Here is a 12,702-nt window from a genome sequence, read left to right as displayed (position 1 = left end):
CAATGACATTCAGCCCGGATTGGTCGTAATATGCCCCGCAATCGATCGGGTTACGTCAATCGATCTGCCCTAATCGACGAGGAGCAGTCCATGGCCCTGCCAAACACGGCCGCTTCAATCCGGGGCCGGACGGAGCAAGCCCAGCCGGACGTTGTCCATTGTCCGCCGATGGCGCATCAAAATTCCGGTGATCACGGCTATGAGATGTACCCGCAGCAATTCGTCCGGCTGGTCGGCTGCCATGACGCGTCGCTCGACACCTCGCGCAAGCGTCAGGACGCGAAGCTGCACTAGATAACCGCTGCGCACTTCCGGGTCATGCTTTGGCCGTCACGTCCCGTGCTTCGGCGAGGCCTTCGGCAGGTCAATTCGTTCATGTGAGAATTCGGGCGGCCCTTCGGTGAGGCGGCGGATGCGGCGCTCGCGCTCGTCCTCCGGCAACGCGGGATCGAGCAGCGTTTCGATCTCGTGGACTGCGATCTCCTCGATCCTGATCGCCTCTGACGTGATCGGGTGCTCCGGAGGGAGCGCCGGCGGCGCGATCTTCAGGCCCAACTCGATCAGCTTGCAGATGGCATCCGAGCGGGTCAAGCGGTGGGATTCAGCCCAGGCATCGACGGCTTCCGTCAATCTCTCGGGCATCTTGACCGCGCTGATCGGGTCGACGCCGGTGCGCCGGCGGACCGGAGAGGTGGAGTCCCTGTTGCCGAAGTCGGACACCTCGATCATCCCATGCAAGGCCGTGGAGCTGAACGAGGATAGCCGCACTCCCCGGCGGGTCGTTTGATGCCGATCAATGACCCCCGCGGCATTGCCCGGCGGGCCGGCGTCTTGTTGTTCCGGCCCATTTCAGCCAAATGATCGAAAGGGGCCGGCGGCCGGCGAACCCGGATCGATCCTGCCACGTATTTGTTTGCGCATTCCAACCATCCGGCATCCCCGATGAACTCAGGCGAATCCTTCTATGGCGGCATTCCGGTCTTCCGCGGCTTCACCAGCCTGATGGACCCTGCGCTCTATGCGCCGCTTCCGGACGATTGGAGCATCGGCGTTGCCGATATCGTCGATTCCACCAAGGCGATCGCCGCGCAGCGCTACAAGGCGGTCAATATGGCCGGTGCGGCCGTGATCGCGGCGGTGACGAACGCCTTGGAGGGACGCGAATTCCCCTTCGTGTTCGGCGGCGACGGTGCGAGCTTTGCGGTCGCGCCCGGCGATCTCGATGCGGCGCGCGCCGCGCTCGCCGCGACCGCCACCTGGGTGCGGGAGGATCTCGACCTGGAGGATGCGGGTCGCGCTGGTCCCGGTGAGCGCCATCCGCGCGCACGGCCTCGACGTACGTGTCGCGCGCTTCGGTCCGTCGGCGAACCTGTCCTATGCGATGTTCTCCGGCGGCGGCCTCGCCTTCGCCGACGCGGCGATGAAACGCGGCGAGTTCGCGGTCGCCGAGGCGCCGGCGGGCACGCAGCCAGACCTGTCCGGACTGTCCTGCCGCTTCGAGACGATGCCGGCCTCGCGCGGGCTGATCCTGTCGGTGCTGGTGATGCCGGCGCGCGGCGCCGATCCGCATGCCTTCCGCAAGGTGATCGAGGACGTCATCCATCTCGTCGAGCGCAGCCCGGACGGCGCCCGTCCGGTGCCGCCGCAGGGACCGCCGCTGAAATGGCCGCCGCAGGGGCTGGATTACGAAGCGCGCACCCGGCGCGGCGGCCCGCTGCTTGCGCGCCGAGCCAGCGTGCTGGCCTATACGCTGTTCGCCTATCTGATCATGCGCTTCGACATCAAGGTCGGCGGCTTCGTGCCCAGCCTCTACAAGCGCCAGGTCGTCGAGAACTCGGACTTCAGGAAGTATGACGACGGCCTGCGCATGGTTCTCGACTGCACCCCGCAGCTCGAGGCGCGCGTTGAGCGATCGCCTCGCGGCCGCCGCGCGCGAGGGCATCGTGCGCTACGGCCTGCATCAGCAGGACGCTGCCATGATGACCTGTTTCGCACCCTCGGCGCTGCGGAGCGACCACGTCCACTTCATCGACGGCGCCCGGGGCGGCTATGCCTCGGCAGCGACGGCGCTGAAGGCGATGGCGGCGTAGCCGATTCCCGTGTCCCGGACGCGTTGCGGCCCGCAGTGACGGTGTGCCGAGCGGCTGCAATCGCATTCCTGCGCTTTTGCTGCGCTCATTTGCCCCAGCGCACAAACGCGACCGAGGCCGCCGTCGACAGGCCGAACACGACCATGGCCCCGCCGACCAGCGCGAACAAGGTCCAGGCCGGCGCCTGCGCCGTCATGAGGCCGATGCCGCCGATCGCGACGATCAGAAGTCGCGCGGTGGAGGCGAGCACCGGTCCGCCGACGCGGGCCGCGCCTTGCGACGAGAAGTAGAGCGATACGCCCATGCCGAAGAACACGAAGGCTGGACCCGCCCAGCGGAAATAGCTGTGCGCCGCGGCCGTGACGCCGGGGTCTTGGGTAAAGAGCGCGACCCACAGCGCGGGATCGAGCGCGACGACGAGCCCGATCAGGCCGACCGTGAGGCCGGAGGCCGCCGCCGCGGTCCAGGCGACACGCCGCGCCCGCTTCGGGTGTCCGGCGCCTATCGCCAGGCCGACCATCGGCACCGAGGCGATGCCGAAGGCGAAGGTGATTGGGATCAGCAGGAATTCCAGCCGCGAGCCGATGCCGTAACCGGCCAGCACCTCGGTGCCGAAGGTCGCCAGGATCTTCGTGAAGATCAGGATCGTGAGCACGGTCTGGAGCGGCGACAGGCAGGCCACCGCGCCGACCTTGAGAATGTCCAGGAACATCGCGCGCTCGAAACGGAAGGCGCGGAAGTCGAGCTGCAGCCGGCTGCGCCCGGACCATAGATACCAGAGCAAGAAGACCGCCGCGCAACTGAACGCGAACAACTGGCCGCTCGCGACCCCCGGCATGCCGAATTGCGGCACGCCGAACAGGCCGAGACCCAGCGTGCCGCCGAGCACGACCTGCAGCACGCTCGCCCCGATCAGAATCATCGAGGGCAGGCGCATGTCGCCGGTGCCGCGGATCACCGAGGCCAGCGTGTTGACGAGCCAGATCGCGACCGCGCCGGAGAACAGCACCTGCGAGTAGCCGCTGGCTTCCTCCAGGACGCGGTCGCGGCCGCCGAGCAGGGTGAAGAACCAGCGGCCGAAGCCGAGCATCATCACCGTGAAGAACAGCCCGCCGCAGAGGCCGATGATGGCCGCATGCAGCGCCAGCGTCGCGGCGCGGGCACGATCCCCGGCGCCGAGGGCGCGGCTGATCGCAGACGAGACCCCGCCACCCATCGCGCCCGCGCTCATCATCTGCGTCAGCATCGCGAACGGAAACACCAGTGCGATCGCGGCGAGCGGGATGGTGCCGAGCCGGCCGATATAGGAGGTCTCGGCGATCGCGACCAGCGTGCTGCCGACCATCGCGATCATGTTGGGGACCGCGAGGCGGAGCAGCGTCGGCAGGATCGGCGCCGTCAGCAGGCTCGTAATGTTGGAGGCGACCGGCGGCCGCGGCGGGACGGCGTCTATGGGGGCGTCGATCGTCATGTTCACCGGGCGGACATTTTAAATGATGATCGACATATTATAAGGCCCGGGGCAGGCGGCCCAGCCCTCGCTCACGCAGGGCTCACCAGGGCAGGCCGCATAGGTCGATGGTGCCCAGCGTCGGGGCGCGGACGATGTTGAAGACGTAGGGCGCCATGTGGGTGAAGCGGATCCGCCCCTCCGGTTGTTCGCAATAGACCTCACCCTTGAACGGCAGCCAGCTCCGGGTCTCGTAGAACGAGACATTGTGGGGCTCGCAGAACAGCAGCGCGAAGCGAACGGCCTCGTTGGCGCGCATGGTGTGGACCGCCGCGTCGATCGCCACGGTCGCATAGCCGCGGCCGCGCTGGTCCTCCCGGGTGCAGACCCCGCCGATGCCGCCGATATGGACCTTCTGCCCATTCCAGGTGACGGTGCGGAAGTAGATGCCGACATGGCAGACCAGGCCGTCCTCGGGGGTCTCGATCAGGACGCGCAGATCGGCATTGGCCCATTTGACGTGAGCCCAGGGCTTGTCAGCGACGACATGCGGTCCCCAGACCGCCTGATGCAACGGCTCCGCAATCGGCCACGAGGCGTCGCCGTTCAGAATGTCGATCTCAATGCTCATGGCTTCGTTCTTCGGAGCTCCGCTTCGTGGTGCATTCGTTCTGTCATAAGCGCTTCAAAGGCAATGATATTTTGCGGCAACCCATCATGCCTGCAGGCAATGTGAGCGCTTGCGTCGATTTTATGCAATCCGGCCGTGCTGCGGCATCACGCGCTTTCGCAAATTGGCGGTATTTAACGGCTGCGGAACCTTCTATAAGGGGTGACCGTTAGAACCCGTTCTCCACCCAGTTGCGGACAAGAAGCCATGACCTTTACGCTGCCCCCACTCCCTTACGCCTATGACGCCCTCGGCCAGTACATGTCGAAGGAGACGCTGGAATTCCACCACGACAAGCATCATCAGGCCTACGTCACCAACGGCAACAACGCGCTCAAGGGGACCGAATGGGAAGGCAAATCCCTTGAGGAGATCGTCAAGGGCTCGTTCGGCAAGAACCCCGCGGTGTTCAACAACGCCGGCCAGCACTACAACCACATCCACTTCTGGAGCTGGATGAAGCCCAATGGCGGCGGCACCAAGCTGCCGGGCAAGCTCGAGAAGAAGATCAACGAGGATCTCGGCGGCTTCGAGAAGTTCAAGACCGACTTCCAGGCGGCCGGCGTCGGCCAATTCGGCTCCGGCTGGTGCTGGCTCCAGGTCAAGAACGGCAAGCTCGAGATCTCCAAGACCCCGAACGGCGAGAATCCGCTGGTGCACGGCGCCACCCCGATCCTCGGCTGCGACGTCTGGGAGCACTCCTACTACATCGACTATCGCAACCGCCGCCCCGATTATCTCAAGGCGTTCGTCGAGAACCTCGTGAACTGGGAATACGTGGAGTCCCTGTTCGAGAAGGCCTGAGCTCTCACCTCGTCATTCCGGGGCGATGCGCCAGCATCGAACCCGGAATCTCGAGATTCCGGGTTCGGCTTCGCCGCCCCGGAATGACAAAGAGGCGGTCGCATCAGCGGCCGCCTTTTTGCTGTGCGGAATTGCCCTGCGCAATGCGCGCATGGGTCTGTCATCGTACCGTTTGCATCGTCCGGGCACCGCCCTTAATCAGGACGGGCATCGCCCTCGAGCCAACAAGCCCGTTGTCAGAACTTCCCCCGAAAACCACGGCGCCGGCCGAGGATGCGGAGTCCGAGCCGCGGCCCGGGCGGGTGCGCAAGCCGATCGGCTGGTCGACCATCATCATCGCCGTTCTGGTCGCGGTCAGCGCAGCGCTGGTCTGGCGGCGTGACGGCACCGACGGCGTTCTCGACATCCTGACCCACGATCTCTCGCTGTTCTCAGGCATCCTTCCGCGCGTGCTCGCCGGCTGTCTGCTCGGCGCCTTCATCTCCGAGATCCTGCCGCACGAAAAAGTCTCGCGCTCGCTCGGGCCGAAATCCGGCCTGATGGGGCTTCTGATCGGCACCGCCTTCGGCGCGATCCTGCCGGGCGGGCCCTTCACCGCCTATCCCGTGGCGAGCGCGTTGCTCGCGGTCGGAGCCGATTTCGGCGCCACCATCGCCATGGTCGTGAGCTGGACCTTGATCGGCTACGGCCGGGCCGTGGCCTGGGAAATCCCGATCATGGGCACCGACTTCACATTGTGGCGGATCGTGATCTCGCTGCCGTTGCCGGTGCTCGCCGGTGCGCTCGGGCGCTTCGTCTATGTCCGGCTCTATCCGAAGCGCGCCGGCGACGAGGACGCGGCATGAGCGCCGCGCTCCTGATCGACATCCTGCTGTGGGGCTCGGTGCTCGGCGTCGGGCTGATCGCCTTTCGCCGCGGCCCCTCGGTGTTCAAAGCCTCGCTGCGCGAAGGCTCGATGGACTTCATCAACATCGTGCCGCGGATCGCGCTAGGGGTGATCGGCTCCGGCTACATCGCAGCGATCATCCCGCAGGAGGTGATCACCGGCTGGCTCGGGCCGGACAGCGGCTGGCTCGGCGTTGCGACCGCCGTCCTCGCCGGCGCGGCGACGCCGGGCGGCCCCGTGGTCGGCTTCTCCATCGGCACCGTGGCGCTGAAGTCGGGCGGCGGGATGCCGCAGGTGGTGGCCTATGTCGTCGCCTGGGCGTTGTTTGCGTTCCAGCGGGTGATCTTGTGGGAAATCCCGTTCATGCCGGCCCGGTTCGTCTGGTTCCGCTGTGCCGTCTCGGTGCCATTCCCGTTCGTGGCCGCCGCCATCGCGATGGTGATCGGCAAGCCGTGAGCTGGAGCCTCCATCCACCGTCATTCCGGGGCGGCTCGAACCCGGAATCTCGAGATCCGGGTTCGATGCTTCGCATCGCCCCGGCATGACACCTCGGTCGTGGACAGGAGTAATGTTATAATATAACATCCTGCCATGGTTCCCGCCGCGTCCCACGCCCGTCATCATGCCCATGCTCACGGCCATTCCCATGGCGACGGGCATTCGCATGGGCACGATCACACCCACACCCACACCCACGATGCCGCCTCGCCGCATCCTGCCCAGGCGGCGCCCTGGTCGATCCTGCGCATGACCATGGCCGCGCGCCTTGTGGCGGCGCTCGCCGTCTGCGCCGTGCTCTGGGGCGTGGTTCTGCTGGCGATGAGGTGACGATGGCCGCGCTGCACTTTCACAACGTCACGCTCGGCTATGACCGGCATCCCGCCGTCCACCATCTGAGCGGCGAGGTCGCGCGAGGTGCGCTGGTCGCCGTGATCGGACCGAATGGTGCGGGCAAGTCGACCCTGCTGCGCGGCATCGTCGGCATCCTCAAGCCGCTCGACGGCAGCATCCATCTCGGTGGGCTCGACAGCAGGGACATCGCCTATCTGCCGCAGAGCGCGGAGATCGATCGCAGCTTCCCGATCTCGGTGTTCGACTTCGTCGGCACCGGATTGTGGCGCGATGCCGGCCTGTTCGGCGGCATCGGCAAGGCCGCGCGCGGAAAGATTCTTCGCGCGATCGCGTCCGTCGGCCTCAACGGCTTCGAGAATCGCCCGATCGGCACGCTCTCCGGCGGCCAGATGCAGCGCGTGCTGTTTGCGCGCGTGCTGCTCCAGGACGCCAGCCTGATCGTGCTGGACGAGCCCTTCAACGCCATCGATGCCAAGACCACCGCCGACCTGCTCGCGCTGGTCAAGCAATGGCACGACGAGGGCCGCACCGTGCTCGCCGCGCTGCACGACATGGAGATGGTGCGCAACCATTTCAGCGAGACGCTGGTGCTGGCGCGTGGCCCGGTGGCGTGGGGACCGACGGCCGAGGTGTTGACGCCGGAAAATCTGCTGGTCGCGATGCGGATGTGCGAGGCCTTCGACGACAGCGCCGCGGCCTGCGCCGCCGATGATATCGGCTCGCGGGCGGCCTGATATCCGATGCTCTATGACGCGCTGATTGGCCCGTTCACCGAATTCGAGTTCATGCGGCGCGCGCTCGCCGCCGTGATCGCGCTGGCGCTGGCCGGCGCGCCGATCGGCGTGTTCCTGATGCTGCGGCGGATGAGCCTCGTTGGTGACGCCATGGCCCATGCGATCCTGCCGGGCGCCGCGGTCGGCTTCCTGCTCTCCGGTCTCAATCTGTTCGCGATGACGGCCGGCGGCCTGATCGCAGGCTTTGCGGTCGCGATCCTCGCCGGCGTGGTTGCGCGCTCGACCGGGCTGAAGGAGGACGCCTCGCTCGCCACCTTCTATCTGGCCTCGCTGGCGCTCGGCGTCACCATCGTCTCGATCAAGGGCACCAATATCGACCTGCTGCACGTGCTGTTCGGCAACATCCTCGCCATGGACGACCAGACATTGCTGGTGGTTGCATTCAACGCCACGGTGACGCTGCTGGTGCTCGCCGTGATCTACCGCCCGCTGGTGATCGAGAGCGTCGATCCCTTGTTCCTGCGCACGGTGAGTCGCGCCGGGGGCCCTGCGCATCTCGCCTTCCTCGCCCTGGTCGTGATCAATCTCGTCAATGGATTTCAGGCGCTCGGCACGCTGCTTGCGGTCGGCCTGATGATTCTGCCGGCCGGCATCGCGCGGTTCTGGTCGCGCGACCTCACCGTGATGATCTGCATCGCCGTGGTCGCTGCCGCGCTCTCCGGCTATGCGGGCCTCGTGCTGTCGTTCCAGACCCGGGTGCCCTCGGGCCCCGCGATCATTCTCGTGGCGACGGTGCTCTACATCGTCTCCGTCCTGTTCGGCCGCGTCGGCGGCATCGTCCGGCAACTGTTTCCCGGCCGGCATCTGGAAGCATGACGATGCGGTTCATCCTGTTCTGTGCGCTGTTGCTGATCGCCTCGCCACTTCAGGCCGCGGAGCGGCTGAACGTCGTCGCGAGCTTCTCGATCCTCGCCGATTTCGTCCGCAACGTCGGCGGTGACAGGATCAATTTGACCACGCTGGTCGGCGCCGACAGCGACGTCCACGTCTACACGCCGCCGCCCGCCGATGCGAAGCGCGTCGCGGAGGCGAAGCTCGTCATCGTCAACGGGCTTGGGCTGGAGGGCTGGCTGCCGCGTCTCGTGCAGTCGTCCGGCAGCAAGGCGCAGGTCGTCACCGCCAGCGCCGGGATCGCCCCCTCAAGCTGGGCTCGGCGGCCGATCCGCACGCCTGGCAGTCGGTGCCCAACGCCAAGGTTTACGTGACTGATATCGCCGACGCCCTGGCCGCCGCCGACCCCGACGAGGCCGACTTCTTTCGCGCCCAGGCCAAGGCCTATCTGGAAAAGCTCGAAACGCTGGACCGCGAGGTCCGCGAGGCCGTGGCCAAAATCCCGACCGCGCGGCGCAAGGTGATCTCCACCCACGATGCCTTCGGCTATTTTGCCGCCGAGTACGGTATCCGGTTCGTCGCCCCCTTGGGGGTCTCCACCGAAACCGAGCCCAGCGCCCGGGACATCGCGAACATCATCGGTCAGATCAAGGCGCAGAAAATCCCGGCCGTTTTTCTGGAGAATATCAGCGATGACCGGCTGATCCGGCGGATCGCCGCAGAGACCGGGGCAAAGGTCGGCGGGACCCTGATTTCAGACGGTTTGACCGGCGAAAAGGGGCCTGCACCCACTTACATTGACATGGTCAGGCACAATATAAAGGCCCTGACCAGCGCGCTTGACCATTAGGGCAGGGGCCACCCCGCCTCGCGTCGCGCGGAAATCGCCCGAAGCCGGAGTTGTTATGTCTGAAGCGACCTCCCAGAAAATTCCCGTGACCGTCCTGACCGGCTATCTCGGTGCCGGCAAGACCACGCTGCTGAACCGCATCCTGTCGGAAAACCACGGCAAGAAATACGCCGTCATCGTCAACGAATTCGGCGAGATCGGCATCGACAACGACCTCATCATCGGCGCCGATGAGGAAGTGTTCGAGATGAACAACGGCTGCATCTGCTGCACGGTGCGCGGCGACCTCGTTCGCATCATGGACGGCCTGATGAAGCGCAAGGGCAAGTTCGACGCCATCATCGTCGAGACCACCGGCCTTGCCGATCCCGCGCCCGTCGCCCAGACCTTCTTCGTCGACGAGGACGTGCAGAAGAACGCGCGTCTCGATGCGGTGGTGACGGTGGCCGATGCCAAATGGCTGTCCGACCGGCTCAAGGACGCGCCCGAGGCCAAGAACCAGATCGCCTTCGCCGACGTCATCGTTCTGAACAAGACCGATCTCGTCAGCAAGGGCGAGCTTGCCGAGGTCGAGGCCCGCATCCGCGCCATCAACCCCTATGCGAAGCTGCATCGCACCGAGCGCTGCTCGGTGGCCTTGGCCGACGTGCTCGACCGCGGCGCGTTCGATCTCGACCGCATCCTCGACATCGAGCCGGATTTCCTGGCGGCGGACGATCATGACCACGACCATGATCATCACCACCATCATGGCCACGATCATCATCATGATCACGGCCACGGCCTGAAGCACTATCACGACGAGGACATGCAGTCGTTGTCGCTCAAGACCGACAAGCCGCTCGATCCCAATATGTTCATGCCCTGGCTGCAGAACCTGGTCCAGGTCGAGGGCGGCAAGATCCTGCGCTCCAAGGGCATCCTCGCCTTCCACGACGACGACGACCGCTACGTCTTCCAGGGCGTCCACATGATGCTGGAGGGTAACCACCAGCGGAAGTGGAAGGAAGGCGAGCCGCGCGAGAGCCGCCTCGTCTTCATCGGACGCGAATTGCCGGAAGAGGCCATTCGCAAGGGTTTCGAGAGCTGCATCGTCTCGTGATGAAAGAGTTCACGCCGCCTTCCGATTCCGCCTCGATCGTCTCCGTCACCGACCGCGTCAAGCCCGTTGCGCTCGGCATGGCCGTGACCTCGGCGTATTTCCTCGGGGATCGTGCCGCCTTCGTCGGCGGCGAGGAGAACGTCGCCTTGGTCGACGCCAAGGGTGAGGTCGCCAAGCTCGCCGTGCACAGCGGCGGCATTCTCTCCACCGCCTTCGACGGCAAGCGCCTCGTCATGGGCGGCGACGACGGCAAGGTCGTCTCGCTCGACGCCAGGGGCGAGGTGACGCTGCTCGCCACCGACCCGAAGCGGCGTTGGATCGACGCCGTGGCGCTGCACGCCGACGGCGCCTTCGCCTGGTCCGCCGGCAAGACGGCCACCGTCAAGAGCGGCAAGAGCGAGGAGAAGTCGCTCGACGTGCCCTCGACCGTCGGCGGGCTCGCGTTCGCGCCGAAGGGGCTGCGGCTCGCGATCGCGCATTACAACGGCGTGACGCTGTGGTTTCCCAACATGGAAGGATCGGCCGAATTCCTGCCCTGGGCCGGCTCGCATCACGCCGTCACCTTCAGCCCCGACAACAAGTTTCTGGTGACCGCGATGCACGAGCCGGCGCTGCACGGCTGGCGGCTCGCCGACAACAGGCACATGCGCATGTCCGGTTATCCCGGCCGCGTCCGCTCGATGTCCTGGAGCGCGGGCGGCAAGGGGCTCGCGACCTCGGGCGCCGACACCGTCATCATCTGGCCGTTCGGCAGCAAGGACGGTCCGATGGGCAAGGAGCCCGCGATGCTGGCACCGCTGCAGGCGCGCGTCTCGGTCGTCGCCTGCCATCCCAAGAACGACATCCTCGCCGCCGGCTATAGCGACGGCACCGTGCTGATGGTGCGTCTCGAGGACGGCGCCGAAATCCTGGTCCGCCGCAACGGCACGCCGCCGGTCGCCGCGATCGCCTGGAACGCCAAGGGCACGCTGCTGGCGTTCGCCGATGAAAATGGGGACGGCGGCCTGCTGGAGCTTTAATCTGTCATCCTCCAGGTCGTAGGGTGGGCAAAGGCGCGCTTGCGCCGTGCCCACGATCTGTTTGCGTTGAACGGGAGCCGTGGGCACGCTTCGCTTTGCCCACCCTACGGCAGCTTACATTCATGCGATTTCTCACGACCTTCCAGTGGGGTGACTTTGCCGACACGCTGGTCAGCCTGATCACCGCCTTCGTGCTGGGCACGCTGATCGGCGCCGAGCGGCAATACCGCCAGCGCACCGCGGGCCTGCGCACCAATGTGCTGGTCGCGGTCGGGGCTGCCGCCTTCGTCGATCTCGCCATGCAGCTCGACAATGCAGAGGGCGCGGTGCGGGTGATCGCCTATGTCGTCTCGGGCATCGGCTTCCTGGGCGCCGGCGTCATCATGAAGCAGGGCATGGACGTGCGCGGGCTCAACACCGCGGCGACGCTGTGGGCCTCGGCCGCGGTCGGGTCCTGCGCCGGTGCCGACATGATCGCGCAGGCGGGCGCGCTGACGGTCTTCGTCATCGCCGGCAACACCATGCTGCGTCCGCTGGTCAACGCCATCAACCGCATCCCGCTGAACGAGAAAGCACTGGAGGCGAGCTATTATTTCAAGCTCGCGGTCGCGGCCGATGCCTTGCCTGATATGCGCGACCGCCTCGTCGAAAAGCTCGAGGGTGCGAAATATCCCGTGGCGGGTCTCGAGGTCGTCGAGATCGGCGAGGACATGCTGGAGATTGTCGCCAAGTTGGTCGCGAGCGCGATCGACCCGAACGAGCTGAACGCCGTGGCGACCGATCTGCAGCATCTGCCCGGCGTGCGCCATGCCACCTGGGAAGCCAGCACGACCGAGTAAGCGCGGCGTTTTGGCGCGCAGACGGGCCGTTCCAGTCTTGCCGGGGATGGAACCCCGGTCGGGTGATTTCGTTGATCCCGTGGATAAAGGCGGTGATCGATATGCCCGGCCAACATGACAAGCGCAGCCTGAAGCTCGACCTGACAATCGCGGCCTCGCTGTTCGCGGCGGGAGTCGTGGTGGCGGTGATGTCGCTCGCCCAAATCCGCGCCGAGAGCCGTGTGCAAATGGCGCAGGCGACGCAACCGCTTCAGGGAACTCCGTCCGACGAGCAGAGCAAGGTGCCAGCGGAAGCCAAGCCCGGCGGCGACCGGCCGACCACGCCGGCGCCCGAGCCCGCGCGGCCGGATCCCCAGACGCAAGGCGCGGCGGGCGCGGCCAAGCCAGCATTGCCGCCGGCACCGGCCGAGAAGATCGCGCCGCCGATGGAGAAGAAGTAAGTCTCTTCGTCATTCCGGGGCGCGCGAAGCGCGAGCCCGGAATCCATTTCTCTACGGACTCTGCCGCCCGATCGA

The 12,702-nt window shown here is 66.1% G+C and carries 14 protein-coding genes and 2 pseudogenes; 13 read left to right on the top strand and 3 right to left on the bottom strand.

Going from position 1 to position 12,702, the window contains the following annotated elements; genetic code table 11:
• Positions 1-90 precede the first annotated feature (90 nt).
• Positions 91-294, top strand: coding sequence for a hypothetical protein (locus tag ACETMP_RS19115; RefSeq protein ID WP_375157399.1), 204 nt, complete (start codon positions 91-93; stop codon positions 292-294).
• 36 nt (positions 295-330) lie between these two features.
• Here the strand turns inward: ACETMP_RS19115 and ACETMP_RS19110 are convergent, their stop codons facing one another.
• Positions 331-729, bottom strand: a complete 399-nt coding sequence (locus ACETMP_RS19110; RefSeq protein WP_375157398.1) for a hypothetical protein — start codon at positions 727-729, stop codon at positions 331-333.
• A gap of 213 nt (positions 730-942) precedes the next feature.
• Between ACETMP_RS19110 and ACETMP_RS19105 the strand changes: the two are divergent.
• Positions 943-2,090 (top strand): annotated as a pseudogene (locus tag ACETMP_RS19105) (DUF3095 domain-containing protein).
• An 85-nt stretch (positions 2,091-2,175) separates the two neighbouring features.
• Here the strand turns inward: ACETMP_RS19105 and ACETMP_RS19100 are convergent.
• Both ACETMP_RS19100 and ACETMP_RS19095 read right to left on the bottom strand, forming a co-directional pair.
• A complete protein-coding gene (locus ACETMP_RS19100; protein ID WP_375157397.1) occupies positions 2,176-3,561 on the bottom strand; it encodes an MATE family efflux transporter in 1,386 nt (461 codons plus the stop codon).
• 82 nt (positions 3,562-3,643) lie between these two features.
• Positions 3,644-4,171, bottom strand: coding sequence for a GNAT family N-acetyltransferase (locus ACETMP_RS19095; protein WP_375157396.1), 528 nt, complete (start codon positions 4,169-4,171; stop codon positions 3,644-3,646).
• Positions 4,172-4,417: 246 nt separating this feature from the next.
• Between ACETMP_RS19095 and ACETMP_RS19090 the strand changes: the two genes are divergently transcribed.
• From ACETMP_RS19090 to ACETMP_RS19040, 11 genes and pseudogenes are all read left to right on the top strand, one after another.
• Positions 4,418-5,014, top strand: coding sequence for a superoxide dismutase (locus ACETMP_RS19090; RefSeq protein ID WP_028134201.1), 597 nt, complete (start codon positions 4,418-4,420; stop codon positions 5,012-5,014).
• Between the two features lie 233 nt (positions 5,015-5,247).
• Positions 5,248-5,859: a permease gene (locus ACETMP_RS19085; protein WP_375157395.1), complete on the top strand. Its 612-nt coding sequence runs from the start codon at positions 5,248-5,250 to the stop codon at positions 5,857-5,859.
• Positions 5,856-6,356 carry a hypothetical protein gene (locus ACETMP_RS19080; RefSeq protein ID WP_375157394.1) on the top strand — a complete coding sequence of 167 codons (501 nt, stop codon included), beginning with the start codon at positions 5,856-5,858 and terminating at the stop codon, positions 6,354-6,356. Before ACETMP_RS19085 ends, ACETMP_RS19080 begins: the two co-directional genes overlap by 4 nt.
• Positions 6,357-6,491: 135 nt before the next feature.
• Entirely contained in the window at positions 6,492-6,728 is a 237-nt protein-coding gene (locus ACETMP_RS19075) for a hypothetical protein (RefSeq protein ID WP_375157393.1), read from the top strand.
• A 2-nt stretch (positions 6,729-6,730) separates the two neighbouring features.
• Complete coding sequence (locus ACETMP_RS19070; protein WP_375157392.1) at positions 6,731-7,486, top strand: metal ABC transporter ATP-binding protein; 756 nt, start codon at positions 6,731-6,733, stop codon at positions 7,484-7,486.
• A gap of 6 nt (positions 7,487-7,492) precedes the next feature.
• Positions 7,493-8,362, top strand: a complete 870-nt coding sequence (locus tag ACETMP_RS19065; protein WP_375157391.1) for a metal ABC transporter permease — start codon at positions 7,493-7,495, stop codon at positions 8,360-8,362.
• 2 nt (positions 8,363-8,364) lie between these two features.
• Positions 8,365-9,227, top strand: a pseudogene (locus tag ACETMP_RS19060) (metal ABC transporter solute-binding protein, Zn/Mn family).
• Between the two features lie 55 nt (positions 9,228-9,282).
• The gene (locus ACETMP_RS19055; protein WP_375157390.1) at positions 9,283-10,329 is read left to right on the top strand and encodes a CobW family GTP-binding protein; all 1,047 of its coding nucleotides are present in this window, start codon (positions 9,283-9,285) and stop codon (positions 10,327-10,329) included.
• The gene (locus tag ACETMP_RS19050; protein WP_375157389.1) at positions 10,329-11,348 is read left to right on the top strand and encodes a WD40 repeat domain-containing protein; all 1,020 of its coding nucleotides are present in this window, start codon (positions 10,329-10,331) and stop codon (positions 11,346-11,348) included. The genes ACETMP_RS19055 and ACETMP_RS19050 overlap by 1 nt, the downstream gene beginning before the upstream one ends.
• Before the next feature lie 122 nt (positions 11,349-11,470).
• Positions 11,471-12,187 (top strand): MgtC/SapB family protein, encoded by a 717-nt coding sequence (locus ACETMP_RS19045; RefSeq protein ID WP_375157388.1) that lies wholly within the window; start codon positions 11,471-11,473, stop codon positions 12,185-12,187.
• A gap of 101 nt (positions 12,188-12,288) precedes the next feature.
• Complete coding sequence (locus tag ACETMP_RS19040; protein ID WP_375157387.1) at positions 12,289-12,627, top strand: hypothetical protein; 339 nt, start codon at positions 12,289-12,291, stop codon at positions 12,625-12,627.
• Positions 12,628-12,702: the final 75 nt, after the last annotated feature.

The sequence above is a fragment of the Bradyrhizobium dasycarpum genome (assembly GCF_042019905.1).
GTDB lineage: Bacteria > Pseudomonadota > Alphaproteobacteria > Rhizobiales > Xanthobacteraceae > Bradyrhizobium > Bradyrhizobium japonicum_B.
This window is presented reverse-complemented; position numbering and strand designations above follow the sequence as displayed.